At 59.2% G+C, this 26,034-nt stretch carries 25 protein-coding genes and 2 pseudogenes; 9 read left to right on the top strand and 18 right to left on the bottom strand.

Going from position 1 to position 26,034, the window contains the following annotated elements; translation table 11 throughout:
* Positions 1-110: 110 nt before the first annotated feature.
* Positions 111-449 carry a hypothetical protein gene (locus tag ACZ1GU_RS08860; protein WP_472647656.1) on the bottom strand — a complete coding sequence of 113 codons (339 nt, stop codon included), beginning with the start codon at positions 447-449 and terminating at the stop codon, positions 111-113.
* Positions 450-631: 182 nt separating this feature from the next.
* Here ACZ1GU_RS08860 and ACZ1GU_RS08855 point away from each other — a divergent pair, with 182 nt between their 5' ends.
* Entirely contained in the window at positions 632-1,372 is a 741-nt protein-coding gene (locus ACZ1GU_RS08855; protein WP_472647655.1) for a helix-turn-helix transcriptional regulator, read from the top strand.
* A gap of 16 nt (positions 1,373-1,388) precedes the next feature.
* Here the strand turns inward: ACZ1GU_RS08855 and rodA are convergent, their stop codons facing one another.
* Genes rodA through ACZ1GU_RS08830 form a run of 5 tightly spaced genes read right to left on the bottom strand, consistent with a single transcriptional unit; the run spans position 1,389 to position 7,142 of the window.
* On the bottom strand, positions 1,389-2,516 hold the full coding sequence (gene rodA, locus ACZ1GU_RS08850) for a rod shape-determining protein RodA (protein ID WP_472647654.1): 1,128 nt from the start codon (positions 2,514-2,516) through the stop codon (positions 1,389-1,391).
* The gene (mrdA, locus tag ACZ1GU_RS08845) at positions 2,513-4,636 is read right to left on the bottom strand and encodes a penicillin-binding protein 2 (protein WP_472647652.1); all 2,124 of its coding nucleotides are present in this window, start codon (positions 4,634-4,636) and stop codon (positions 2,513-2,515) included. Before mrdA ends, rodA begins: the two co-directional genes overlap by 4 nt.
* Positions 4,636-5,190 carry a rod shape-determining protein MreD gene (gene mreD, locus ACZ1GU_RS08840; protein WP_472647651.1) on the bottom strand — a complete coding sequence of 185 codons (555 nt, stop codon included), beginning with the start codon at positions 5,188-5,190 and terminating at the stop codon, positions 4,636-4,638. The genes mrdA and mreD overlap by 1 nt, the downstream gene beginning before the upstream one ends.
* Positions 5,190-6,080 (bottom strand): rod shape-determining protein MreC, encoded by an 891-nt coding sequence (gene mreC, locus ACZ1GU_RS08835; RefSeq protein ID WP_472647650.1) that lies wholly within the window; start codon positions 6,078-6,080, stop codon positions 5,190-5,192. Before mreC ends, mreD begins: the two co-directional genes overlap by 1 nt.
* An 18-nt stretch (positions 6,081-6,098) precedes the next feature.
* The gene (locus ACZ1GU_RS08830) at positions 6,099-7,142 is read right to left on the bottom strand and encodes a rod shape-determining protein (RefSeq protein ID WP_472647649.1); all 1,044 of its coding nucleotides are present in this window, start codon (positions 7,140-7,142) and stop codon (positions 6,099-6,101) included.
* A 188-nt stretch (positions 7,143-7,330) separates the two neighbouring features.
* Here ACZ1GU_RS08830 and mutL point away from each other — a divergent pair, with 188 nt between their 5' ends.
* Both mutL and ACZ1GU_RS08820 read left to right on the top strand, forming a co-directional pair.
* A complete protein-coding gene (gene mutL, locus ACZ1GU_RS08825; protein WP_472647647.1) occupies positions 7,331-9,190 on the top strand; it encodes a DNA mismatch repair endonuclease MutL in 1,860 nt (619 codons plus the stop codon).
* Complete coding sequence (locus ACZ1GU_RS08820) at positions 9,177-9,947, top strand: aminoglycoside adenylyltransferase domain-containing protein (RefSeq protein WP_472647645.1); 771 nt, start codon at positions 9,177-9,179, stop codon at positions 9,945-9,947. Before mutL ends, ACZ1GU_RS08820 begins: the two co-directional genes overlap by 14 nt.
* A gap of 12 nt (positions 9,948-9,959) precedes the next feature.
* On the opposite strand, the gene ychF is transcribed toward ACZ1GU_RS08820, so the two are convergent.
* The 11 genes from ychF to ACZ1GU_RS08765 form a co-directional block, all read right to left on the bottom strand.
* Positions 9,960-11,060: a redox-regulated ATPase YchF gene (gene ychF, locus ACZ1GU_RS08815; RefSeq protein ID WP_472647644.1), complete on the bottom strand. Its 1,101-nt coding sequence runs from the start codon at positions 11,058-11,060 to the stop codon at positions 9,960-9,962.
* Between the two features lie 80 nt (positions 11,061-11,140).
* Positions 11,141-12,133 carry an SDR family oxidoreductase gene (locus ACZ1GU_RS08810; protein WP_472647642.1) on the bottom strand — a complete coding sequence of 331 codons (993 nt, stop codon included), beginning with the start codon at positions 12,131-12,133 and terminating at the stop codon, positions 11,141-11,143.
* Between the two features lie 21 nt (positions 12,134-12,154).
* Positions 12,155-12,811, bottom strand: coding sequence for a lysostaphin resistance A-like protein (locus tag ACZ1GU_RS08805; RefSeq protein ID WP_472647641.1), 657 nt, complete (start codon positions 12,809-12,811; stop codon positions 12,155-12,157).
* A 24-nt stretch (positions 12,812-12,835) separates the two neighbouring features.
* The gene (pth, locus tag ACZ1GU_RS08800; RefSeq protein ID WP_472647640.1) at positions 12,836-13,402 is read right to left on the bottom strand and encodes an aminoacyl-tRNA hydrolase; all 567 of its coding nucleotides are present in this window, start codon (positions 13,400-13,402) and stop codon (positions 12,836-12,838) included.
* Positions 13,403-13,493: 91 nt separating this feature from the next.
* Positions 13,494-14,192 (bottom strand): 50S ribosomal protein L25/general stress protein Ctc, encoded by a 699-nt coding sequence (locus ACZ1GU_RS08795; protein ID WP_472647639.1) that lies wholly within the window; start codon positions 14,190-14,192, stop codon positions 13,494-13,496.
* Between the two features lie 148 nt (positions 14,193-14,340).
* Positions 14,341-15,246 (bottom strand): TraB/GumN family protein, encoded by a 906-nt coding sequence (locus tag ACZ1GU_RS08790; protein WP_472647638.1) that lies wholly within the window; start codon positions 15,244-15,246, stop codon positions 14,341-14,343.
* Positions 15,246-16,193: a TraB/GumN family protein gene (locus ACZ1GU_RS08785; protein ID WP_472647637.1), complete on the bottom strand. Its 948-nt coding sequence runs from the start codon at positions 16,191-16,193 to the stop codon at positions 15,246-15,248. The genes ACZ1GU_RS08790 and ACZ1GU_RS08785 overlap by 1 nt, the downstream gene beginning before the upstream one ends.
* Before the next feature lie 58 nt (positions 16,194-16,251).
* On the bottom strand, positions 16,252-16,887 hold the full coding sequence (locus tag ACZ1GU_RS08780; protein WP_472647636.1) for a hypothetical protein: 636 nt from the start codon (positions 16,885-16,887) through the stop codon (positions 16,252-16,254).
* Positions 16,874-17,068, bottom strand: a complete 195-nt coding sequence (locus ACZ1GU_RS08775; protein ID WP_472647635.1) for a helix-turn-helix transcriptional regulator — start codon at positions 17,066-17,068, stop codon at positions 16,874-16,876. Before ACZ1GU_RS08775 ends, ACZ1GU_RS08780 begins: the two co-directional genes overlap by 14 nt.
* Entirely contained in the window at positions 17,065-17,445 is a 381-nt protein-coding gene (locus ACZ1GU_RS08770) for a hypothetical protein (RefSeq protein WP_472647634.1), read from the bottom strand. The genes ACZ1GU_RS08775 and ACZ1GU_RS08770 overlap by 4 nt, the downstream gene beginning before the upstream one ends.
* A 105-nt stretch (positions 17,446-17,550) precedes the next feature.
* Complete coding sequence (locus ACZ1GU_RS08765) at positions 17,551-17,676, bottom strand: hypothetical protein (protein WP_472647632.1); 126 nt, start codon at positions 17,674-17,676, stop codon at positions 17,551-17,553.
* A gap of 203 nt (positions 17,677-17,879) precedes the next feature.
* On the opposite strand from ACZ1GU_RS08765, the gene ACZ1GU_RS08760 reads away from it, so the two are divergent.
* From ACZ1GU_RS08760 to ppdK, 3 genes and pseudogenes are all read left to right on the top strand, one after another.
* Entirely contained in the window at positions 17,880-18,797 is a 918-nt protein-coding gene (locus tag ACZ1GU_RS08760) for a glycine--tRNA ligase subunit alpha (protein ID WP_472648743.1), read from the top strand.
* A pseudogene (gene glyS, locus ACZ1GU_RS08755) lies at positions 18,794-20,913 on the top strand (glycine--tRNA ligase subunit beta). The gene ACZ1GU_RS08760 and the pseudogene glyS overlap by 4 nt, the downstream one beginning before the upstream one ends.
* A gap of 96 nt (positions 20,914-21,009) precedes the next feature.
* Positions 21,010-23,673 carry a pyruvate, phosphate dikinase gene (ppdK, locus tag ACZ1GU_RS08750; RefSeq protein ID WP_472647630.1) on the top strand — a complete coding sequence of 888 codons (2,664 nt, stop codon included), beginning with the start codon at positions 21,010-21,012 and terminating at the stop codon, positions 23,671-23,673.
* Here ppdK and ACZ1GU_RS08745 read toward each other — a convergent pair whose 3' ends face one another.
* Positions 23,674-24,429 (bottom strand): class I SAM-dependent methyltransferase, encoded by a 756-nt coding sequence (locus tag ACZ1GU_RS08745; RefSeq protein WP_472647629.1) that lies wholly within the window; start codon positions 24,427-24,429, stop codon positions 23,674-23,676.
* A 53-nt stretch (positions 24,430-24,482) separates the two neighbouring features.
* On the opposite strand from ACZ1GU_RS08745, the pseudogene ACZ1GU_RS08740 reads away from it, so the two are divergent.
* The 3 genes and pseudogenes from ACZ1GU_RS08740 to hisI all read left to right on the top strand — a co-directional run.
* Positions 24,483-24,689: pseudogene (locus ACZ1GU_RS08740) on the top strand (double zinc ribbon domain-containing protein); the annotation flags it as partial.
* Positions 24,690-24,716: 27 nt separating this feature from the next.
* Positions 24,717-25,301 carry a ComF family protein gene (locus ACZ1GU_RS08735; protein WP_472648742.1) on the top strand — a complete coding sequence of 195 codons (585 nt, stop codon included), beginning with the start codon at positions 24,717-24,719 and terminating at the stop codon, positions 25,299-25,301.
* Positions 25,302-25,634: 333 nt separating this feature from the next.
* Complete coding sequence (hisI, locus tag ACZ1GU_RS08730) at positions 25,635-26,015, top strand: phosphoribosyl-AMP cyclohydrolase (protein ID WP_472647628.1); 381 nt, start codon at positions 25,635-25,637, stop codon at positions 26,013-26,015.
* Positions 26,016-26,034: the final 19 nt, after the last annotated feature.

Here is a 26,034-nt window from a genome sequence, read left to right as displayed (position 1 = left end):
ATCGGATCGCGTTTTGCAGGCTGCGATTGATCGCAATCCTGCTGCGCAGCGAATCATCATCTGCGCTTAGGAGCGCTGCATATAGCGACCCTCGTTCCGAAAAAAGGGGATTATGCTGCGCTGCGGCTTTGGAAAGCTGCGATCTCGCGCTGCAACTTGGGCGAAAGATGCAATTTGGTTTCGAATCGATCCGCCTGGTTTTCCTCAACGATGAGCATTTTCGCATCTTCCAGCCATTGCACCGCCTGGAGTGCTTCGGTCTGGGATAGCTGCGTTACGATATGCAATTGGCGCAGCGACGTGGCCTCTTCGATGAGTTCGCGAGCATAGATCGCGCGAACGATATACACAGCGTTTGCAAGCTCTGGCTCGCAATCTTCAGCCGCATTGTTGACCCAATGCGCAATACGCGCGCGCAGCGACTTCGTTCTCATCCATTCAGAAAGCATGACGAACTCCGTAAACCAAGTGGCCCGGCGGCGGCGATCATCGCAGTGACACCGCCGCCAGGTTTTCGCGCTCAACTTAATCGGTCTGCCTTGCGGCAGCCGATAGCGACCCGAACGCGGGTACTCTTGCGAGCGACCATCAGTGTTATCCCTCAGGTTGACGTTTACGGAAAGTCGCCCAGTTGGGTGACTTTGTGTTAAATGTTGTGACGATGCAGGAGTATTTCGCCCGATTTGAAGCGCTCAACGACATTGGCGAGGTGTTGTGGACCAATGTCGGCATTTGCGAAGAGCAAGGCGTTATTCGCCAAAGCTATCATTTTACGCCTGTTTTTGATTCACCCAATTCCGACAGGACTGTCGTAGAGGCTCATGGCTTCGAAAAAAGGTGGCTTGAACTTTACGAGGAATCAGATTTCCGGTCGAAGGACCCGATTCCCGGACGGACCATGGATCACGGGGCGCTGCTCACATGGAAAGACGCGATCCAAATGGGAGCAAACACTCCCGAAAATGAAGAGTATTTCGCCGCAATGCATCGCCACGGGCTGATCCACGGTTTTGGGATCCCGTTATTCGGCCCACGCGGGCGCAACGCATATGCTTCGTTTGATTTTGGCGTGCCGATCGACAGGGTGGATGCTGACAAGCTCGGGATCGTAAGATCTGTGTCTCAGGCCGGTCATCAGCGCATATGCGTGCTGCTCGAAAAGGCTTATGATCCGATCGCGCTGACGCAGAGAGAACAAGAGGTGCTAGATTGGCTCGCTAAAGGCAAATCAGTAGCGGCCATCGCGACGATCCTCGACATCTCGCCCGACACGGTGAAGACCTATTCGAAGCGCCTTTATGCCAAGCTCGATGCGTCAGACCGCATAGGAGCCGTGGTGCGCGCGCTAAAGCTGGGGCTGGTGAACGCCTAGTATGGCAGTCGTGTAATTAGCTGCTCAGCCCGCCGCGCGGAGCCTCACGATTCCAGCGATTGACCATCATCAGTGCGCCGATACAGATCATGTTGGTCATCATTGATGACCCGCCATGGCTCATAAACGGCAGCGGGATGCCGACAACGGGGGCCATGCCCATCACCATCATCAAATTGACTGCGATGTAGAAGAAGATCGTCGCGACCATACCAGCGGCGATGAGGCTGGCAAATCTGTCACGCGCGGTTAGCGCAACCCTAATCCCCCAGCGCAAAATGATCGCGAAGACTCCGATCACGAACACGCCGCCGATCAGGCCCCATTCCTCAGCCATCGTGGCAAAGACGAAATCGGTGTGCGGCTCTGGTAGATAGTTGAGGTGGCTTTGCGAGCCTTCGTTAAAGCCTTTGCCGACTATCCCACCCGATCCGATCGCGATTTTCGATTGGGCGATGTGATAGCCCGCGCCGAGCGGATCGCTTTCCGGATCAAACATCGTCATCACGCGGCGCTGCTGATAGGGCTGAAGCGCGAAGAAGTACGCGAGCGGCGCAGCAATCGCAGCGAGTGCGCCGCCGATCATGAACCACCTCATCGGCAAGCCTGCGAGGAGCATCACGACAGCGCCACCGAATACGATGGCGAGCGATGTCCCCAGGTCGGGCTGCAGCAGGACGAATGCGACGGGCAGCATGACCAGACCGCCCGGAATAACAAGCGCCCGCCAGTCTGAAATCATTCCTGCTGGCAATGAAGCATAGAACCGCGCCAGGACCACGACGATCACCGGCTTCATCAGTTCAGATGGTTGTAGCACCATGAAACCCAGATCGAGCCAGCGTTGGCTACCGCCCCTTACTTGGCCGAGCAGTTCCACCGCGATCAGCAGCAGTAAGATGATGACATAGACCGGGTAGGTCATGAACTTGACCAGCTCTTTGGGCAGCGACGTGATGATTGCTGCCATCAACAGGAACACGCCGAAGCGTATCAGGTGCGAGCTGGCAAAGGGCTGCATCGAACCGCCTGCAGCGGAGTACAGCACCGCTGCACCAAACAAAACGAGCGCGAATAGAGGGAACAGCATGCCCCACGGCTGGCGCGCAATGGGCTCTGGAACGATGGCAAGGGAGCGACTCATTGCGGCGTCCCCTGTGTCGACGTCGACGCTGGCATTGTAGTCTGTGTTGTGGTCGCTGGCGACGCAATTGGATTAGCACCAGGGGGTGGAGAGCCCACCGCGCCCTGATCTTCACGCGGGACAATTGCATCCTCGGCAATCGCCTCTGACTGGGTGGCGGCGACGCGTGCTTCGGCTTCGACCTGATCGAAGATATCCTCATCGCGCCTCGGCGGGGCGATCACTGCCTCCCCACGCTCTGCCGCGTAGGCGGCGTAACGTGCATCAAGGCGCTGTTGTGCGTTGCCACCCCATTGCTTTTCGAGGGCGTTGAGCTGCTCCAAACCCTTTTGCGGGTCGAAAATAAAGGTCATCACATCGCGCGCAATTGGATAGGCCGCTCCGGAGCCGCCACCATGCTCGATCACCACCGCACCTGCGTAACGCGGATTGTCGAGCGGCGCGAAGAAGGTAAAGAGTCCGTGGTCGCGGAACTTCCACGGACCGGTGCGACCGTCCGACACGCTGAGCGAGACGACTTGCGCGGTCCCGGTTTTTCCGGCGAGCTTGACGTCAGGTATGGGCAACTGCGCGCGACGAGCTGTGCCCGCCCCGTTCACCACTTCGCTCATTGCTTGACGGATGTAGGTCACATATTCTTCGTTGAAATTGTAACTCGCTCCCGGGCTCGCTTCCTCCTTCATAATGAGGCGCGGATTGACGCGTCGACCCGTGGCGAGACGCGCGCTCATCACCGCCAATTGCAGCGGGCTGGTAAGGTAATATCCTTGGCCAATCGAGGCGTTGACCGTGTCGAACGATTGCCATTCGCGGCCAAACTTATTGAGCTTCCAATCAGGCGTCGGAACTGTTCCGTAGAACTGGCTGGTGACGGGGAGGGGGTATTCCTGACCCAGTCCCAGATCCTTGGCGAATTGCGCGACGCTATCAAAGCCGACCTGCTGAGCGAAATGGTAGAAATAGCTATCGCAGCTTTGCGCAATCGCCTTCGTCATGTTCACCACGCCGTGATTGGAGTGGCAGTTGAAGAAGCGATTGCCGATCCGCCGGCCGCCACCGCACACGATGGTTTCGTCAGGGTCGATGCCTGACTTTAGGAAGGACATGCAGTGCATCGGCTTGACGGTGGAGCCCGGCGGATAAAGCCCTTTAAGCACCTTGTTGCGCAGCGGCACGCGTTGGTCTTCACGCAGCATGGCGTATTCGACGCTGCCAATCCCGTCGGAAAAGCTGTTGGGATCGAAGCTGGGCATGGAGGCCATGCAGAGAAGGTCGCCGGTTTGGCAATCCATGACCACGACCGAGCCGGATTCCAGGCCAATGCGCCTTGCGGCATAATCCTGCAGCGGTCCGTCGATCGTAAGCTGAACCGGGTCGCCCTGAACATCTTCGCGCGTTTCAAGATCACGCACCACGCGGCCCGAAGCGGTGACTTCGACCCGCCGCGCGCCTGCTTCGCCGCGCAGTTCCTGTTCGAATTGTTTCTCGAGCCCGTCTTTGCCGATCTTGTATCCTGGCGTGATCAGCAGCGGGTTGCGTTCTTCCTCGTCATACTCTTCGGCATTGGCGGGGCCGACATAGCCAATAAGATGCCCGACGCTGGGGCCGGTGGGGTAGAAGCGCGAGAAACCGCGCTGTGGCAGCACACCTTGCATATCGGGCAAGCGCACACTGACAGCGGCGAACTCATCATAGTTGAGGCCGTTTGCAACTTCGACCGGCTGGAAGCCACTGACCTCTGCAACTTTCTGTTTGAGATCGGCGATGCGAGTGGGATTGAGCGAAAGCAGCTCGCCCAGCTGGTCGATGGTAGCGTCAGCGTCCTTTAGCCGTTCGGGTATCAAGTCGACGCGGAAGTCTGCCCGGTTAGAGGCGAGGGGGGCTCCATTGCGATCAAGAATCCAACCGCGCCGCGGTGGGATCAGCGTGAGGTTTACCCGGTTACTCTCGGATTCGACCCGGTATTTCTCGTTCTCTGCAATCGCGAGATAGCCCATGCGCACAGCCAGCAGCACGCCAACGCCGCCCATCACCGAACCGATCACCATGCTGCGCCGGTCGAACGTGTTCTTTAGGGTAGAAGCAGTGACGGGCGGCTGATTGCGGCGAGACTTCGCCATCAGCCTATCCTGCGTGACCGCGACAAGCGGAATCGATCAAACCCTGCGACCATGCGGGAGATTATTGGATAGAGAAGGACAGACAGCAAGAGTTGGGGAACAGCGGCTAACAATTGGTGGGACGACAGCGGAGCGCCAGAGACGACCATTGCGGACAGGATATATAGCACAATTGCTAGACCGGCGGTGAACCAATCCTGCCAAAACCCGCGCCAGGGAAAGCGCGTTTCGATGATTTCAAATGCGATCATTGTCAGCGACCATAGCAAGATTGCGCTGCCAAACGGCTGACCACTGAAAAGATCGTCAAAAGCGCCCAACGGAACGCCTACCCACATAGGTAGCAACTCAGGCCGGATAATCCGCCAAGATAAGAACAGCAGAAATCCGAGCGGAGGTGCGATCGGCATGACATCTGCCAGCAGGAAAATCGGCAAGGCGGATGCAATGAGAATCGTCGCATAGGGAACGATTGTCGTGCGCAACGGCGATTGGGTGCGGTTGATCCTGCGACCATATCGATCCGAACGAGCCGAGGGGCTGAGGCGCTCCATTACTCTTCCAGCTCAATCTCGACAGGGGTATCGGCGATGTCGACGGCCTCTTCCTGCCAGATCGGTTCGACCGAAACGTAATCGGTCGCCGAAGGCTCTGCAACGAGGCGAGCGATCCCGCCATCCGATGTCTTCTCGGTAAGGATCGCGACAGCGACGCCGGGCCGGTAATAGCCGCCTGCGCCGCTGGTGACGAACAAATCGCCGACTTCAAGCGGGTTGAGGCCCAGATTGATCAGGCGGATCTTGAGCAGGCCGTCTCCGCGACCTTCGGCAAAGGCGACGACTTCATCCGATGATCGGCGCACAGGCAGAACGCTCTCGCTGTCGGTCAGCAACAGAATGCGCGAGCTTCTGCGCGATACCTCTAAAACCCTGCCGACAACTCCCCGTGGAGAGCGCACGGGCATGCCGACCTCAACGCCATCATTCCGTCCTGCTCCAAGATAGGCGAAGCGGCGGCTGCTGGTGGAGCTTGAGGCAACAAGGCGCGCGACTGTTACCGGCTCGACTTCGCTTTCGGAGAGACTGAGCAGCGATTTCAGCCGCGCATTCTCTTGCTCGAGCGCTTCAGCCTCCTTGAGGCGAATGCGGGCAATCTCGACCTCCTCCTGCAAGGCGGCGTTCTTGCTTCCGGCGCGGTAATAAGCCTTGATCGTTTCCCACAGACTGTCAGAGCCGGAGCGCGCCGCTGCCGTGCCTTCGCCAACCGGCTCGACAACGTCGGTCGCAACGCCGCGCAGGTCGCTAAATGTGCTGGGTTGCCAGAGGGAAATGATCAGCAGTCCGGCGCCGACAAGCGCGCCGACCCCGGCCAGCAAATAGCCGGTGAAGACGGAGTATTGTGCTCTGCGCGAATGGCCCGAGCGCCGGGATGAATTCGGCGCCATGCCTGTTCTCCCCTTGGTTTAGGCGGTCATCAGCACGCCGCGATAGATCGGATCTTCCATCGCGCGCCCCGTTCCCACAGCGACGCACGTCAGCGGGTCTTCGGCGATTGAAACGGGCAGGCCGGTCTCTTCGCGAAGATGCTCGTCCAGGCGGCGGATGAGCGCGCCGCCACCGGTCAACACGATGCCTTGATCGACAATGTCTGCGGCCAGTTCCGGCGCGGTGTTCTCAAGCGCGATGCGCACACCTTCGACAATCGCGCCGATTGGCTCAGACAGAGCCTCTGCAACATGCGCCTGATTGATCGTGATCTCTTTTGGCACGCCGTTCACCAGATCGCGCCCCTTGATGACGATGCTCTCGCCAATGCCGTCTTCCGGGACGACTGCCACGCCGTAATCTTTCTTGATACGCTCAGCAGTGGAGTCCCCGATAAGCAGATTGTGATGTCGACGGACATAAGAAACGATGGCTTCGTCCATCTTGTCGCCGCCCGTGCGAACCGAAGTGGTGTAGGCAAGGCCACGCAGTGAGAGCACCGCAACCTCGGTCGTACCACCGCCAATGTCGACGACCATGCTGCCGACCGGCTCTGTCACTGGCATATCGGCGCCAATAGCTGCGGCCATCGGTTCGAGGATCAGATGAACTTCAGATGCGCCAGCATTGGAGGCCGCATCGCGGATCGCACGGCGCTCAACCGAAGTAGAGCCCGAAGGCACACAGATCACAATCTCGGGATATCGGAACAGATTGCGCTTGCCATGCACCTTGCGGATGAAGTGCTTGATCATCTCTTCGGCGATTTCGATGTCGGCGATCACCCCATCGCGCAGCGGTCGGATCGCCTCGATGCTGTCAGGGGTCTTGCCCATCATCATCTTGGCGTCATCACCAACCGCTTTAACCCGCTTGATTCCGTTGATGGTTTCGATGGCAACAACACTCGGTTCATTGAGGACAATGCCCTGATCCTGGACATAGACCAGCGTGTTCGCTGTTCCCAAGTCAATCGCCATGTTCTGAGAACCGAATTTGAACAGGTTGGCAAAGAAGCTCATTTCTATTTGTTTTCCGTGGATTTAAGGTCCGGTTTCGCAGTCCCCCTGCGGCCCCATGGTCCCTTTGATGACAACACCGATTCGGCCTAGCGAATCCGTCGCAAAAAGGCCAAAATAATTGTTGACGGAGCACGGATTTTCCCCCGTTGCCCTCGAAATTGCGGCGCGCGGCGTCTAGCATACGATAAATGCCCAAAAACAAGCCACTCATTCGCCGCCTCCCCAGCGATTTGGTCAACCGTATTGCCGCTGGCGAAGTTGTTGAACGGCCCGCTGCTGCGCTCAAGGAGCTAGTCGAAAACGCGATTGATGCCGGTGCCTCGCGGATCGATGTGCGGCTGACCGATGGCGGCCTCACCCGCTTTGAAGTCACCGACAATGGCTGCGGAATGAGCCCGAATGAGATGGAGCTGGCACTCGAACGCCACGCCACGTCGAAGCTGCCTAATGACGCGATAGAGCAGGTCGCGACTTTGGGTTTTCGGGGAGAGGCCTTGCCCTCCATCGCCAGTGTCGCGCGCCTAACGCTCGAAAGCCGCCCGCATGATGCCGACAGCGCCTGGCGCAAGGTCGTCGATCATGGAGAGGTGGTGGAAGACAAACCCGCCGCTGTTCCGCCAGGCACGCGGGTGCGGGTCGAGCAGTTGTTCGCCAAAGTGCCCGCGCGGCGCAAGTTTCTGCGCACCGCCCGCAGCGAATATATCGCCTGTCTCGATGTCGTGCGCCGCCTTGCGATGGCGCGCCCCGACATTGCTTTCACCTTGGAGCAGGTTGCCAATGGCAAGAGCCGCCGCGTGCTCGCGACCCAACAGGATGAGCCGCTGGCTGATCGCGTCGCGCAGATTGTTGCACGCGAACTCAAAGACAACTCTGTGCCGATTGACCTCAGCCGCGAGACGCCGGGAGGGCTGATCCGGCTGACAGGCCTTGCTGGCCTGCCGACGTACAATCGCGGTGTGGCGGACCATCAATATCTTTTCGTCAACGGTCGTCCGGTGAAGGATCGCCTGCTCGTCGGCGCGGTGCGGGGGGCCTATTCCGATATGCTCGCACGCGATCGCCACGCGGTGCTTGCGCTGTTCCTCGAATTGCCGCCCGAAGAGGTCGATGTGAATGTCCATCCGGCCAAGACCGAGGTGCGTTTTCGCGATGCGAGCGGGGTGCGTGGCTTTATCGTTTCAGGCTTGCGGCAAGCGCTCGCGACCGGGGACCGCCGCAGCGCGCAAGGGCCAGACCGCGCGGCGATGGAGCGCTGGCAGGCCGAGCCTGCGAGGCCCGAAGTGCAGCCTGCCTTGCGCTCTATCTTCCAAGGGCGCGATTGGAGCGCTCCTCAAAACCGGGTCTCCGAGGCGCGCCCCGATTGGCAGGCGCAGGCGACGGATCGTACCGACCACGCTCTGCCAACCGGACGTGCGGAAGAAGCCACCCCGATTGCCGAGGAGGAACATGACTATCCGCTGGGGATTGCGCGCGGTCAGGTCGCCAACACCTATATCGTTGCTGAGAGCAAGGATGGCTTGATCCTCGTCGATCAACACGCGGCGCACGAACGGCTCGTACTAGAGCGGCTCCGCGCAGCCGGGGCAGGGGAGGCGACCGCTCGCGCGCAGGCTTTGCTCGTGCCCGATGTGGTCGAGCTGGATGAGGCCGATTGTGACCGGCTCGAAGCCGCTGCCGAAGGTCTTGCGAAGTTCGGACTCGCGATTGAGCGCTTCGGACTATCGGCCATGCTCGTCCGATCAATCCCGCATGCGCTAGGCGGCGCAAATTCGGACAAGCTGCTGCGCGATCTGGCCGATGACATTGCCAAGCACGGGGTGAATGAGGATAGCGGCGCGCTGCTGCTCTCAGAAAAGCTCGAATATGTCCTCGCGACTATGGCCTGCCACGGATCGGTGCGGGCAGGGCGCGTGCTCAGCGTCGCTGAAATGAACGCGCTGCTGCGCGAGATGGAGGCTACCCCGCGCTCGGGCCAATGCAATCATGGCCGGCCAACCTGGGTAAAGCTTGATATGGAAGACGTCGAGAAGCTGTTTGGCCGGCATTGAGAGAAACAGCAGCGTGCAGTCTTATCTGGCTCGGCTTGTGGATCGCACAAGAGGGATTCTCAATGAGAACCTGGTCGGATTATACCTTCACGGGTCAGCGGCTCAATCGAACTGGATCGCGGACTCCAGTGATATTGACGTCATTGGACTGGTCGTAGGTCCTGTTTCAGAGTCGGAGCGCGTGCAACTAGCGCGAGTCCTGTCACACGAGCAGTGTCCTGTTCCCGCACTAGGTCTTGAGTTTATCCTATGTGCTCAGCAGATCGCGCGATATCCGAGCATCGATTGCCGCTTTGAATTCGCGTTGTCCACCGGTGCCAGTTGGGGGACAGATTGCGAAACGTCAGGTGTAGCTGGCGATACTCTGATCGACTTTGCGCTTTGTCGGCAGTCCGGTCGCACCCTTTTCGGCCAACGCGCAAAGGACGCATTCGGGGTTATACCGATTACCCTTCTGCGTGAGGCCTTGCGCGAAGAACTTCGTTGGCACCTCGACGAATTGGATCGTTCTCACGAACCGCGGCTTCTGGTCAACTCGGCTCTCAATGCAGCAAGGTCAGTTTACGCTGCCCAAACCGGAGTGATCCTGTCAAAGTCCGAGGGCGCCGGATGGTGGCTCAATCAAAACGAGTGCGATGACTTGATTTCGAAGGCGCTGGCGCTGCGCCACGGTTCAGATGCAAGTCCTTTGGATAAGAATGACGTGAAAAGTTTCGTGAAAAGCGTCGACAGCAAAATCGCAGCTTTGCAGGAATAATGACCAGCCACCTCAAACGTTAAACTTGAACAGCATGATGTCGCCGTCCTGGACGTCGTAATCCTTGCCCTCTTGCCGCATTTTGCCCGCCTCCTTCGCGCCTGCTTCGCCGTTGAGCGCGATATAATCTTCGTAGGCGATGGTCTCGGCGCGGATGAAGCCCTTCTGGAAGTCGGTGTGAATTTCGCCAGCGGCTTGCGGGGCTTTTGCGCCAGCAGGGAAGGTCCAGGCGCGCGCTTCATTCGGCCCGGCGGTAAAGAAGGTTTGCAAGCCCAGCAGCTTGTAGCCAGCGCGGATAACGCGGGCGAGGCCGCTTTCCTCAAGACCGAGCTCAGCGAGGTATTCCGCGCGGTCTTCCTCCGGCATTTCGACCAGTTCAGCTTCAATCGCGGCGGAGACGACCACAGCTTGTGCGCCTTCGACCGCGGCCTTTTCGAACACCTTGGCTGACAGGTCATTGCCTTGGGCTGCTTCGTCTTCGGCGACGTTGCAGACATAAAGGATTGGCTTTGCGGTGAGCAGCTGCGCGTTGGCGAACAGGCGTTCTTCCTCGTCATCCTTCGGCTCGGTGAGGCGCGCGGGCTTGCCGTCTTTGAGCAGATCGAGCGCTTGACCAAGCACAGATGCGAGTGCCTTGGCTTCCTTGTCGCCGCCGGTCGCGCGGCGTTTCGCATTCTCAACCCGTTTCTCAAGGCTTTCGAGATCGGCGAGCATCAATTCCGTTTCGACCACTTCGGCATCGGCAATCGGATCGACCTTGTTCGAGACGTGCTGGATGTCGTCGTCTTCAAAGCAGCGCAGGACGTGCACAATCGCATCGACTTCCCGGATGTTGCCGAGGAACTGGTTGCCCAGACCCTCGCCAGCGCTCGCGCCTTTCACAAGACCCGCAATGTCGACAAAGCCGAGCTGCGTCGGGATGACCTTTTTGCTGGCAGCAATCGCTGCGATTTTGTCGAGCCGCTCATCCGGCACAGCGACCTGGCCGACATTCGGCTCAATGGTGCAAAACGGATAGTTCGCGGCCTGCGCGGCCTGCGTTTCGGTCAATGCATTAAAAAGGGTGGACTTGCCGACATTGGGAAGGCCCACGATCCCGCAACGGAATCCCATGTGCTGTACTCTCGTATGGATGCGAAAGCGTGCCCCTTAGCGGGGGATGCGCGCGAACGCCAGCCTGCCATGCAATTGGATCAGACGTTGTGAACCGCCTTGATCCACGGACCATAGGGGCTCTCGCCCAGCATGCCGACCTGTACCTTCGCGGATAGATCGTTGATCGCCATTTGCGGTTTCGCACCTGGGTGCACGGCGCGGCGCAGCGGGCGGGTGCCTGTGGGCATGGCGATAATCTCGGCGATGGCGTTTGGCACATCCATCGGATCGGTCGATCCGCCGCCGGTGCGCTTGCCCAGCGGTTCGATCAGAGCGGGATAGCCCGCTGTGTGCTTCTCTTCGGCGCGGCTGAGCAGTTCGAGGCTGTTCTCGTTCGAGTTCTTCCAGATTTGCGTCGGATAGCCGCCCGGCTGGATGATGGTCACTTCGATGCCGTGCGGGACCAGTTCATAGGCGAGCTGTTCGCTCATCGCTTCGAGCGCGAATTTGGTCGGCGAATATTGGCCGAAGCTCGGCACGATCACCCGCCCGAGCTGCGAGGAGACATTGAAGATCTGGCCTGATTTCGCCGCGCGCATCGCGGGAAGGACCGCGCGCGCCATCCGATGCGGGCCATAGACATTGGTGTCGAAGGTGAGCTTTGTCGCCTCCATGTCCTGAATTTCGACCGGGCCGCCGAAGGAGATGCCTGCGTTGTTGACCAAGACATCAATGGCGCCGCCTGCCAGTTCTTCTGCGCGGGCGACACCGGCGGCGACTTGCGCATCGTCAGTGACGTCGATCTCGATAACGGTGAGGTCGAGGTTGTCCGTTTCGGCCAAAGCTTCAAGTTCACTAGCCTCGGTGCGCGGCAGGTTGCGCATGGTGGCGAACACCTTGGCGCCTTTGCGCGCGAAGTCCTCAGCCATCAGCCGCCCGAAGCCGGTCGAGCAGCCGGTGATAAGGATGCTCTTGCCGATGAAATCAGCTGGAGCGGTCAGAATGTCTTCCTGTGCGAAAGAGGCGGTCGCGGCGAGCGCGCCGGTGGCGGCGGCTCCAGCAAGAAGTGTGCGGCGGTTGAGTGATGGCATGAGGGATTCCTTTTAAAAGGGTCAGGCCGCAGGGGGAGCGGCGGCTTCAGGTTCTTCTGTAATGTCTTCGAGCGGTTCAAAGACGTCGAGGCGGTGCATTTCCTTTTGCAGATACCACAGTGCGTATACATCATACACAGCGTGTCCGATCATCACTGCGAGCAGGCTGCCGGTCCACCAATAGATGAGGCCGAAAGCCGCGCCGATGATGAAGATGATCGTCGCGATCAGAGGCTTGGCAAAGTGAATTAAGGTGAAGACCAGACTGGAGCCGACCAGCGCAATCCAGAACGGCGTGTAATTGTCGATCAGCGTCAGCATTCCGCCGCGAAACAGCGCTTCCTCGCCCACGCCTGCGCAGATCGAAATGAAGATGATCATCGGCATACCGAGCTGCTTTTCAAGGAACCCGAAATTGCGCGCCTGCAAGCGTACTAATTTTTCCGACAGCTTCGGGAAACCTTTGAAGGTGATGTGCGCGATGGCGATGAAGACGAGACCGACGGCCGCGCCCAGCGCAACTTCGTGGAGCGATATGCTGACAAAGGCGCTGAGTTCGCGGCCAGCCAGATACCATATGCCAACTCCGATGACGCAGAATATTACCGCTTGCAAGCCAACGCCCTGCGCAATCTGGCCGACGCTCATTCGACGCATTTCTTCGTAAGGATTGCTCATTTCTGCCCCGTCACTCCAGCCCCGTCACTGCTGCCTTAGCGCGATCTCGCTCATGAAGCGCGGATCATCGCCATCGGCAAGCCATTCCGCCTCTGCCCCAATCGCGCCAAGCATGGTCACCAATGCGTCTTGCTCTGCCTTGGCGTAATTGCCGAGGACATAGCCTGACACGCGATCCTTGTGGCCCGGATGCCCGATGCCGAGCCTAACGCGGCGAAAGTCTTTGCCCAGATGCTTGTCGATGGAGCGCAGGCCGTTATGTCCTGCTGTGCCTCCGCCTTGCTTTACCTTCACTTTGAACGGCGCAAGGTCGAGCTCGTCATGAAATACGGTCAGCGCGTCCATATCCAGCTTGTAGAAGCGCATGGCCTCGCCGACGCTGCGACCGCTTTCGTTCATGAAGGTCGCGGGCTTTAGAAGCAGCACTTTGTGATCGCCGATGCGCCCTTCCTGAACCCAACCCTGAAACTTCTTTTGCACCGGGCCAAAGCCGTGCATTTCGGCCAGCACATCACATGCCATGAAGCCGACATTGTGCCGGTGCATGGTGTATTTCGGTCCGGGATTTCCTAGGCCAACCCAAAGCTGCATGGTGCTCCCTCTAACGAGCGCGAGTACAAAAGAAAACGGCGAGTTCCGTTAGGAACCCGCCGCCTTGGTGATCTTCGACTAAAGAAAGAGCCTAGCTCTTGTCTTCTTGTTCCTGAGCAGCGTCGTCGTCTGGACCCTGTTCGGTCGCAGCGGTTTCGCCAGCTTCCATGTCCTCGCCAGTCTGATCTTCGCCTTCAGTCGCTTCCTCTTCCGACTTCTTGAGCGCGGATGGAGCAACCAGCGTGGCAATCGTAAAGTCGCGGTCGGTGATCGCGCTTTCGCTGCCGGCTGGCAGAGTGATTTCGCTGATGTGGATCGAATCGCCGACTTCCTTGCCGGTTACGTCGATCTCGATCTCGCTTGGGATCTTGTCGTTCTCACAGGTCAGCTCAAGCTCGTGACGGACCACGTTGAGAACGCCGCCCTTCTTAAGGCCTGGCGATTCTTCTTCGTTCACGAAGACAACTGGAACGCTAACGTCGATCTTTCCGCCTTTGACCATGCGGAAGAAATCAGCATGCTGCGGGCGATCGGTGACGGGATGCAAAGCAACGTCTTTTGGCAGGGTGCGAACCTTTTCGCCGCCGATATCAATCGTCACGATCGAGTTCATGAAGTGACCGGTGTTCAGCTGACGCACCAGTTCTTTCTCTTCGACGTGGATCGGGGTTGGTTCTTCCTTGCCGCCATAAATAACAGCGGGAATGCGGCCTTCGCGACGGAGTGCTCGGGAGGCTCCCTTGCCTGCCCGTTCGCGTGCTTCGGCCGGCAGTGTCAGAGCGTCGCTCATAATCGTCTACCTTTCAAATACGGTGTATGGTTTTGTTTTCGACCATCACGCCTCCAGGGATGACCATGATGTCGAAGGGCGCGCCATTAGAGAGCAGATGCGGGTTTGGCAAGGATTATCGAGTGGGAGGGCAGCGTGCGGGAGCCGCCTATTTGATGCGGCGGACCGAATAACCTGCGGCTTCAAGAATCGCCCCGACGCTATCCGGGCCAACGAGGTGACCTGCGCCCACGGCAATAAGAGGGCGTTTTTCGTCTTCAAGCATTGGCAGCAAAACCTGCGTCCAATCGCGATTGCGCGCCACTAACAAGGCTTCGCGAACCTCTGGGTCGGCCATGATCCCGGTGCTGGTGGCTTCGACCAATGTTGCATCATCGCCGGTAAGCCATGCGGTGCGAAGTCGCGCAGGATCATCTTCGAGTTGCTTAGCCTCCTTGACCACGCCGGACAGCAAAGCGCGCTGATCTTCCTCGGCCAATTGATCAAATATACTTAGCTGTGCCTCGGCACCTTCCAGCTCGATTACATTGCGACCTGAAAATTCGCGGATCACGGCTCGATCAACGCCGTTTGCCGGTTTCCCCGTCGTGCCGATTTGCGCGAGCTGGATGGCAGCGGCCCAGGTCTCTGTCGAACCAAAGCCGCTGGCATCCAGCCCGCCACGCGCCAGCAAAGTGAAAAGGGCAGTGCGCTCTTCGTCGGGAACCCGCTCTGACAGTTCGGGCATGCCGGGAGTGGTTGCGAGTTCCGTGTAAACTGCCGTCAGTTTCGCGCGGTTATCAAGATCAGCGATCTCCACGACAGCGATGTCTGCGGATTGCATCGCGTCGTCAATGGCCGCGGTGCGCCAATGAGTGTTGTCGGGAAGGGCATGGATGGTGCCTAGCATCCAGCCCTCCACATCTCCGTCGGCATTGGCGATTTCATAAAAAGGAGGAGAGGCTGGCGGCGCAGCCTCTCCTCCCGGTTTGTCACCGCACGCAGCCAGCGCCAGCAATGCTGCCAATGGGGCGACAATGCGGGCGCTGATGCGGTAAAATGTGCTGTCTGGCACTATTGCACTCGGGCAGACTGGATGCCGCGTTCGACGAGGTAATCCTGAACGCTCTTCTCACCGACGAGGTGACCTGCACCGACAGCCATGAAGACAGTCCCCGGCTCGTCGAGACGTGCTTGGATCCATTCGGCCCAATTGCTGTTGCGCTCGTAAAGGAGCGCCTCAGCGAGAGCGGGGTCTTCTTGCATGGCCTCGTTCAAGAGTGCGGCGACGCGCTCGACATCACCCACGGCCCAGCCATCGATGATCTTTTGCAGTTCTGGTGCGAGATTGTCGATCTCTTCGGCTGCATCGATCAGATACTTGACTTGTGCATCCTGCGGAAGACTGTCGAAAATACCGAGCTGAAATTCGACCGTCTCCAGTGCTGCGCGTTCCTTGCTTTCGCCAACGATAGCTTCGAGCACGGTTTCAGTTCCATTCTCTCCGGTAATGCCCGCCTTTTGAAAGGCGATCTGCGACATGGCGATTGCGGCAAACCATGGCTCCAGCGGGTCGAGAGCGGCAGCGGGCGTGCCGAGTGACGCCAAAGCCCCTTCATAAGTGGCAGTTTGCTCTTCGCTGAGCAGGCTGCGTAGTGTTGTGCCAGGTGGAAGCAGCGCCATTTGGCCGACCAATTGCTGCATTTGAGCGGTTGTTTCGTCGGTCATGTCGATTTCGGTGACGAGCACCGAGCTTTCATCGAGCGCAGTTTTGACCGCGCCTTTGTACCAGTCGACGTCTGCGGGCAGGGCGTGGACCGTACCGAACAAATAAATGGTGGTGTCTTCGTCGGCCACCTTCCACAAAGCAGGTGCGCCGGTAGCAGCCATCTCGACAGTCTCGGCGGGGACCTGCGTGGTCTCAACCGGCTTTGGGAGAGTTTGCGTTTGCGCGCAGGCTGCGGTGGAAGCGAGGAGTGCTACGCCGGTGAATGCGGCGGTGAATGGTTTGGTCAGTTTCATAGTCATAGTCCTTCGTTAGTTGTTTGTTAAATGAACGGAATTTGAATTTGTTGCAGGGCTAAGCATATTTTCGGTAGGCCCAGCCGATGCCCCAAATGATTGCGACGCCCAGCCAGACGATCATCGGGTCTTGGGCGGGGATCCAACCCGCTCGGGTGGCCATCCACCAGCTCGGGACAAGAAATACGTAGACATGGAATGCGATATTGCCGCCGTCGAGATAGGCCGCAATGTCGTGCTCATCGGTGGTGCGTAGCCACCACAGCGTGCCGATCGGCGCGATGATGGCCCACACCAGGATCGCTCCGATAGCAGCGGTTGATGTGATCGGGCCGTTGGAGAAAACAGCGTTGCTCGCATCGCCGCCGGTCAAGACGAGAAAGACTCCCAAAGCCACACCGAGCGCCATACCGGCGTAGTACAGGTTGCGCGATTTGCGTTCGCTTGCTGGCACTGGGCCCGGTTCGCTACGCGGCCAGAAACGCCATGCGAGATAAAAGATCGCGCCCATTGCGAGAACTATGCCAGCGACACTGGCGATGCCTGTTGCTGACACGCCGCCATTTTCCAGCGATCCGGAAACAAAACCCATCAGGACGCCGAGCAGGAAGGCTGACCCGACGACACCGCCGGTGAGGATGATTGCTCGCACTAGAAGCGAGTTGGGTTGTTCGTTTGGCTCAGAATTCGTCAACGAAAATCTCTTCAATTGGCATGTCAAAAAGGCGCGCGATCTTGAACGCAAGCGGCAGGGAAGGGTCGTGCTTGCCGGTCTCGATCGCGTTCACTGCCTGGCGTGATACGTCGAGGTGAACGCCAAGCTCGGCTTGGCTCCAATCGCGCTCTGCGCGCAGGACTTTGAGGCGGTTTTTCATCTCAGGTGAACCCCTGCAAACCGCTTCCAAAAGAGGCCAATGTAGAACGCGACAATCGCGCAGCCGATAATGCCTGCGAAAGAAGGCTCTGCATCGTCGATGCCGCGCAATCCAGCGACCACGCCTTCGAGAAACGGCCAGACAATCATCATCACGAGAAGCGAAGTAAATGCGAGGCTCGCCGCCGAGGTCCACAGCGCTTGCGTGAATTCATCGGCATTGCGGGTCGAAAGCAGCACCCAGCAGCACAGGAAGGCAATAACCCCTCCAATCGTGCCAATATCTTCGGCGATCGGGAGTATCGCGCCGATCAGTCCGATGCTGGTTGCCGATAGGCCTATCCATCCGGCCCATTCAAATGTGGTTGCTTTGGTCATGCCGGTGTTATCCCGCACACACGAGTACGATCAGCGGCGCAATAAACACTGTTGCGCAATCATCATCGTAATTCGGTTTGATAGAGTAAGGCATTGTCAGGGCTCTCAGAACACGATTGCGCCGAACACGAAGAAGCCGATCGCGGTCCACATCAATTCTCGATCTGCGGCAGATTTCGGCTGAAAAATTCGCTTGATCAGGTGCTCGAAGTCGATCTCTTTGTCTGTCACGTTATTATTCCTATATGTCAGGTATGCATGACTATATGTCGCGATTCGCTGACTATGTCAAGACTACCTGACTTAAAGTCACACAAAGCTGACCATGACGCCGCGTCAATTGCGCCATTCTGTGCCAATGCTGCGCCGCGGCATTGACGCTGGTTAGGGCATCCGCCAAAGCCGCCGCCATGACCGGAGAGATGCCTCAACCCATGGCGGCCCCTGGCGCCACTCAGCGCGATCCGAAACGCTCGTTTCAGGACATGATCCTGACGCTGCACGATTTCTGGAGTGCGAATGGCTGCGTGATCTTGCAACCCTATGACATGCGCATGGGGGCAGGCACGTTTCACACCGCGACGACTTTGCGCGCGCTCGGGCCAGAGCCCTGGAATGCGGCGTTTGTTCAGCCGTGCCGCCGTCCGACCGATGGCCGCTATGGCGAGAACCCGAACCGACTTCAGCACTATTACCAATATCAGGTGATCCTGAAGCCATCGCCCGCCGACATTCAGGAGCTGTATCTTGAGAGCCTGAAGCAGATCGGCATCGACCCGCTCAAGCACGACATCCGCTTTGTCGAGGATGACTGGGAATCGCCGACGCTCGGCGCATGGGGGCTGGGCTGGGAGGTCTGGTGCGACGGAATGGAAGTCACCCAGTTCACCTATTTCCAGCAAATGGGCGGGTTCGACTGCAAGCCGGTCGCGGGCGAGCTGACCTACGGTCTTGAGCGCCTCGCCATGTATATCCAGGGCGTCGACAGCGTTTACGATCTCGCATTCAATCAGAACGGCGTCAGCTATGGCGATGTCTTCCTCGAGAACGAGAAGCAGATGTCAAAATGGAATTTCGAGGTCGCAGACACGGACGCTTTGTTTGACCTGTTCAACAAGGCGGAGGCGGAATGCAAAAATGCTCTCGCGGCCCAAGTGCCGATCGCTGCATATGAGCAGGCGGTTGAGGCGAGCCACATCTTCAACCTGCTGCAAGCGCGCGGCGTGATCAGCGTGCAGGAGCGCGCCTCTTACATGGGCCGCGTCCGTGATCTGGCGCGCGGCAGCTGCGAGGCGCATATGGCGAAGGAAGCGGCGGGCTGGGCCGAGAAATATCCGGAGTGGTCACAATGAGCGACTTTCTCCTCGAACTCCGCTCCGAAGAAATCCCCGCCCGCATGCAAAAGGGCGCGCGGGCTGAGCTTGAAAAGCTGTTCCGGCGTGAGATGGATGCCGCTGGTGTGGCTGTGGGCGAGCTGACCATCTGGTCGACCCCGCGTCGCCTTGCGCTGATTGCCCGCGATTTGCCGACCGAAACCGAAGCCGTCAGCGAGGAAGCCAAAGGTCCACCCGAAGGCGCGCCGGATCAGGCGGTCGATGGGTTTTGCCGCAAGAACGGTGTCACGCGCGATCAGCTCGAAGTGCGCGACGTCAAGGGGCGCAACACCTACTTCGCGGTTGTCGAAAAGCCGGGTCAGGCGGTTGCCGATCTACTCGCCGCCGCGATCCCTGCGATCATCCGCGACTTTAGCTGGCCCAAGTCGATGCGCTGGGGCGAAGCTTCGGTCTCGACCGAGAGCCTGCGCTGGGTTCGGCCATTGTCCGGCATTGTCGCGCTGCTCGATGGCGAAGTTGTCCCATGCGTGATGGACGGGCTAGCCAGTGGCCGCGAGACGATGGGGCACAGGTTTCACTCGGATGGCGTGCTTACCATCAACAGTGCGGACGATTACGGCGACATTCTGCGCAGCGCAAATGTGATCGTCGATCACTCCGAGCGCGAAGCGAAGGTGCGTGAGGGCGCAAATGCGGCTGCCGAGGCGGCTGGCCTCACCTTGGTTGAAGACGAGGGTCTGGTGGTTGAAAATGCCGGCCTGACTGAATGGCCAGTGCCTCTGCTCGGGCGCTTTGAGGAGGAATATCTCGACGTTCCGCCCGAGGTTATCCAGCTGACCGCGCGGGTGAACCAGAAATATTTCGTGTGTGAAGAAGCCGCCAATGACGGCCAGAACCGCCTCGCAAACGCTTTCATCTGCACCGCCAATATCGACGCGGTCGATCCGGCGGTGGTGGTCGACGGTAATCGCAAGGTGCTTGCCGCGCGGCTTTCTGATGCGCGTTTCTTCTGGGAGCTGGACCGGAAGACCACGTTGGCCGAGCACGCCAAGAAGCTGGAGCGGATTACCTTCCACGAGAAGCTGGGCACGGTCGCCGACAAGGTCGAGCGGGTTGCAAAGCTGGCCGAGTGGCTTGCTACTGAAGGTATTGTCCCCGACTGCGATCCAAAGCTCGCTCGCCAAGCAGCTGAGCTATGCAAGTCCGATCTTGTAACCGAAATGGTCGGCGAGTTCCCCGAACTGCAAGGCCTGATGGGCGGATATTTCGCTGAGAAGGAAGGCCTGCCGCAAGAAGTCTCAGACGCGATCCGCGATCACTACAAGCCGGTGGGGCAGGGCGACGACGTGCCGACCGCGCCGGTCACGGTGGCGGTGTCGCTGGCGGATAAATTTGATAGCTTGTTCGCGTTCTTCGAAATTGAGGAATTCCCTACCGGTTCTAAGGACCCATTCGCGCTAAGACGTACGGCGCTTGGCATCATTTCACTCATTTTAGGGAACCAAGTGATACTTCACACGGACGCCATCGCCCAGAAATGGCTGGGTCAAGAAGACCCTACAAGAGAATTGAGCGAAGCGGAGCGTTCTTCACGAAAGATCCTTACGACTGTCCCGCCGTTCTTGCTGGGCCGCTTGAAGGTTCAGTTGAAGCAGAGTGGTATCGGTCATGACCGTATCGAAGCGTCTAGGCGCTGGAATTCTCGAGATGACGGTACGGTTGGATCGTATCGTTGTTCGTGCCGGCGAATTGCAAAGCTTCTTGGCGTCTGAAAACGGCACCAATCTTCTGGCCGGCTACAAGCGCGCGGCGAATATCCTGAAGAAGGAAGAATGGTATGCTGCCGATAATGCTGATGGCAAATCGCTTTCCTACCCGCCCGAACCGGTACGAAAAGGCTCTGATCGACGCTCTGGGTGAGGCGGCTCCGAAAGCGGCAGCGGCGATATCCGAAGAGCGGTTTGAAGATGCGATGGCAGCGCTTGCGACCCTGCGCGCGCCGATCGATGCCTTTTTCGAGGATGTGACAGTTAATGATGACCGTCCCGCCAAACGCGAAGCGCGCCTCAATCTGCTCGCCAGCTTTACCCGCGCGGTCGGCAATGTGGCCGATTTCAGCCGGATCGAAGGGTAAGATGGCGCTGCCGTCACCCCGCAACCTTTTAGCTTCAGGACCGTGTAACATGCGGTCCATGTGTGCTTCACCATCGACGAACCGAGTAGGACACCTATGACCACCACCGTCTACCCCTTCGGCGGAAACGCCGCGCATGACGACTCGCGCCAAGCGGACAAGACGGTCACCGGCGGCAAGGGCGCTAACCTGGCGGAGATGGCGAGCATCGGTCTGCCGGTGCCTCCGGGTTTCACCATCACCACCGAGGAGTGCGTGCGCTACCTGCAAGAAGGCGCGGCCTTCGGCGATGCCCTGCGCGGCGCGGTCGCAGAAGCACTCGCGCACATTGAAGCCAGCGTCGGCAAGCGCTTTGGCGATGCGGCAGACCCGCTGCTCGTCTCGGTCCGCTCAGGCGCGCGCGTCTCCATGCCCGGCATGATGGACACGGTGCTCAACCTCGGCCTCAACGACGCAACGGTTGAGGGGCTCGCGAGCACGTCAGGCGATGAGCGGTTCGCATGGGACAGCTATCGCCGGTTCGTTCAGATGTACTCCGATGTGGTTCTGGGGATCGACCACGGACTGTTCGAGGAAGCGCTGGAGATCCGCAAAGAAGACAACGGCTTCTATGCCGATACCGAGCTGTCCGCCGATGACTGGCGCGAGCTGGTCGCCGAGTACAAGGGCATCGTCGAAGCCGAGCAGGGCGCGCCGTTCCCGCAGGATGTGACCGAGCAGCTGTGGGGCGCGATCCGTGCGGTGTTCGACAGCTGGGACAGCGACCGGGCGAAGGTCTACCGCCGCTTGAACGACATCCCTGGTGACTGGGGCACGGCGGTCAACGTGCAGGCGATGGTGTTCGGCAATATGGGTGAGACGAGCGCGACCGGCGTCGCCTTCACCCGCGATCCCGCGACCGGCGAGCGCGCTTACTACGGCGAGTACCTGATCAATGCGCAGGGTGAAGACGTGGTGGCTGGCATCCGCACGCCTCAGTATCTGACCAAGGCGGCGCGTGAGGTGGCGGGGGCCAAGCCGCTTTCGATGGAAGAGGCAATGCCCGAGGCATACGGCGAGCTAGCGCGCGTGTTTGACCTGCTCGAAGGCCACTACAAGGACATGCAGGACATCGAGTTCACCGTGGAGCGCGGCAAGCTTTGGATGCTGCAAACCCGCTCTGGCAAGCGGACCGCGAAGGCGGCGCTCAAGATGGCGGTGGACATGGTTGGCGAGGGGCTGATCGACGAGACAACCGCGATTGGCCGTGTCGATCCGATGGCTCTCGATCAGCTGCTGCACCCGACGCTTGACCCTGAAGCAGAGCGCAATGTGCTGACGACTGGCCTTCCAGCATCGCCCGGAGCGGCGGCGGGCAAGATCGTGCTCGATGCCGATACGGCGGAGCAGAAGGTTCATCAGGGCGAGAAGGTAATCCTGGTGCGGGTCGAGACTTCGCCAGAGGACATCCACGGCATGCACGCAGCGCAAGGCATCCTAACGGCGCGTGGCGGCATGACGTCACACGCAGCGGTAGTGGCGCGCGGCATGGGGCGCCCTTGCGTATCGGGCGCGAACGGCGTGTCGATCGACATCGCATCGCGCACCCTGCGGATCGGCAACCAGGAGCTCAAAGAGGGCGACGAGATCACGCTCGATGGGGCAAATGGTCAGGTGATGCTTGGCATTGTGCCGACTGTGGAACCGGAGCTTGCGGGCGACTTTGGCGTGCTGATGGAATGGGCGGACAAGCACCGCCGTATGCGAGTGCGCACCAATGCGGAGACGCCGGCGGATTGCAAGATGGCGCGGCAATTCGGCGCCGAGGGCATTGGCCTGTGCCGCACTGAACACATGTTCTTCGATGCTGGCCGGATCAGCGCGGTGCGTCAGATGATCTTGGCTGAAGACGAGGTGGGACGTCGCGGTGCGCTCGAGAAGCTGCTGCCAGAACAGCGCGCGGATTTCACGGCGATCTTCGAGGTGATGACCGGGCTGCCGTGCACGATCCGGCTGCTCGACCCGCCGCTGCACGAGTTCCTGCCGCATGGCGATGCGGAGTTCGAGGAGTTGGCGGATGCCACGGGGCTCGGCGTAGACCACCTAAAGCGCCGGGCAGGGGAGTTGCATGAATTCAACCCGATGCTGGGCCATCGCGGGTGCCGTCTCGGGATCACCTATCCTGAGATTTACGAGATGCAGGCGCGCGCGATCTTTGAAGCGGCCTGCGATGTCGCAGCCAAGGGTGAAGCGCCACTGCCAGAGATCATGGTGCCGCTCGTCGCGACTCGCAAGGAGCTGGCGATCCTGCGCGAGCTGATCGAGCGGGTGGCGGATGAGGTGTTCGTCGAGAAAGGTATGCGCGTCGAGTATCTGGTCGGCACGATGATCGAGCTGCCGCGTGCGGCTCTGATGGCCGGTGAGATCGCGCATGAGGGCGCGTTCTTCAGCTTTGGTACGAACGATTTGACGCAAACGACACTGGGCGTGTCACGTGATGATAGTGCGCGCTTCCTAGCGCCCTATGTCGAGAAAGGCATCTTCGCGCGCGATCCCTTCGTGAGCCTCGATGTTGATGGCGTTGGCCAATTAGTCGAGCTGGCAGCTGAACGGGGTAGGGCTACGCGCGGCGACATCAAGCTCGGCATTTGCGGCGAGCATGGCGGCGATCCCGCGAGCATCCACTTCTGCGAGACAACCGGGCTCGATTATGTTTCAGCTTCACCCTACCGCGTGCCGATTGCTCGGCTCGCAGCGGCGCAGGCTGCGCTCAAGGGGTAATCATCGCCAACCGGTAAGCGTGAGGATTTCGAAGGTTTCAGTGACCTTGCCATCCTCTTCTCGCAATTTGTCGAACGCTTCTACCGCCCGCGTGTAGGCAGCGCGGGTGAGGGTAGGGGCGCGGTCTGTCAGAACGGCCGTTAGCGCCTGTTCGCGCAGATCGCCGACGAGGCGTTGAAGGCTTGAGAATCGAACTGTCACCGTCCGGCTATCGACGACTTGGCGAGAGAAGCCTGCGCGTTCGAGCAAGGCAGTTGCCGCGCGGCTATTTATCTGCGGATGAATGCGCGCGGCGGGCCGATCGCCGTCAGCTGCAAGCACAATCTGGCGCAAAGCAGGGAGGCTCCCAGCACCCATGATCTGAGCCATGAATAGACCGCCATCGTTCAGGGCATTGCGGTAGTGAAGTAGCGCTCCCGGCAGGTCATTAAGAGTGTCGAGAGTGCCAAGCGCGAAGATGTAATCTTGGGACGGGAAAGGCCACGGGTGTTCCTCATGATGAGCCATTCCGTCAACGTCGCTCGCCTTGATCCCGCGCTCCGCCAAAGCAGGTGCAAGCACGCCAGTTATGTCGCCTACGATGCTCGCCTGCCCTTCAGGCAATCGCATGAAATCGACGCGCTCAAGCACGTCCTCAATCATATCGTCGATAATGTAATGCGCGGCATCATCGCGGCTCTGAAACACCAAAGCGCGGCGAGCACGCGCCAAGCGACGGGTCTTATCGAAGATCTGAGGAACGCTGCCGGAGGACATGGCGCTCCCCTGCATTGCTTGCGCAGGAGACGCAAGCCGTGCGAGACGGTGGTATGGGGTGGGGTCAACAGATAGGTTTGAGTCTAAAGCCGATCGTCGATCTGGTTTATCCGCCGCGCTGCCCGCTATGCGGCGACGCGCTGGCCGAACAAGGCGGCCTTTGCAGCGGGTGTTGGGGTGAACTTTCGATCCCGAGTGATCCGTCGTGCTCAAGTTGCGGTAGACCATTCGACGCGGCCAGAAGTGAGGAGGATTCGGTCTGCATCCCCTGCGTAACCAACCCGCCCATGCATTCAGGCATAACAGCGGCGACAGCCTACAATGACGCCTCCCGAAAGTTGGTGCTGACCTTCAAGCATGGACGCAAGGTTGCGCTCGCATCGCTGCTGGGTCGCTTGCTCGCCGCACGGCTACCGGATGCGAAAGGCGAGGGCCCACCATTGGTTATTCCGGTTCCGCTGCATCGCTGGCGCCTGTGGCAGCGCGGCTTCAATCAGTCTGGACTGCTCGCTCAAGAATTGGCCAAGCGTGGGAAAGGGGAGCTCCTGATTGATGGACTGACCAGGCGCAAGCGTACGCAAAGCCTCGGCGGCATGGGCGCGAACGCACGTCGCAAAGTTCTATCGGGGGCCATTGAGATCAACTCGTCTCGCGCTGACCAGATCAAAGGCCGCGACGTCATTCTGGTGGATGATGTGCTGACCAGCGGCGCGACCAGCGATGCTTGTGTCGAAGCGCTTCTTGGCGCCGAGGCAAAGTCAGTCACGATTGCATGCTTCGCGCGTGTTCTGGAAAGCGAATTCGCATTGGGCAAAAAGTACAAGACCCAAAACATAACGCCCGAGGTCATTAAGACCCCGGGCGCCACGTGACGAAAATCATCGAACCCGCTCTTAAGAGCTCAGACAGCCACCCCCTAATTTGGCCGCCAGGATCCAATCCCTCATCGTTCAATCCGCTGATGCCAACACCCCGCGGTCGGCAATCTGCGGTACCCCCTGAACCTGGCATTCTTGAGACGCCGTATTCCGGTGGGCAAACCCGCAAAGGCTTGCGGTAAGTCTTGTCTCATTTGAGTCTTAAATTCGGAAGGTTGAAACCGCTGCGCTGTGGATTTTGCGCCAACTATGTGGTTATCGTGCAACAAGCTGTCGCAGCATTGCATCCATTCGTCGAGAGATACGCCGTTGAATAACAATCGTGAAATGAAATCGTCACCGTCAAAGGAAGATCGTGAGCAAGGGAGCGCATTCCTGCCCAAGTTTGACGACCGCGGTTTGCTGACGACGGTGGTTACCGAATCGGTAACCAACGAAGTGCTGATGGTCGCGTTTATGAACGTTGAGGCGCTGGAGAAAACTCAGGAGACCAGGCGAGCGCATTTCTGGTCCCGTTCTCGCAATGCTCTTTGGATGAAAGGCGAAACCTCAGGGAACGTGTTGGAAGTCGAAGAGATGCTGGTCGATTGCGATCAGGATGCCATTGTCCTTAAGGTAACGCCTGCGGGACCCACATGCCACACCGGCGCGACGTCATGCTTTTACCGCAATGTGGAGGGCGGAACTCTCGTAAAGGTCAAGACTTGACGCTCACGTAAAGGTAAGG

The organism is Erythrobacter sp. HA7-11 (assembly GCF_055693605.1).
This window is presented reverse-complemented; position numbering and strand designations above follow the sequence as displayed.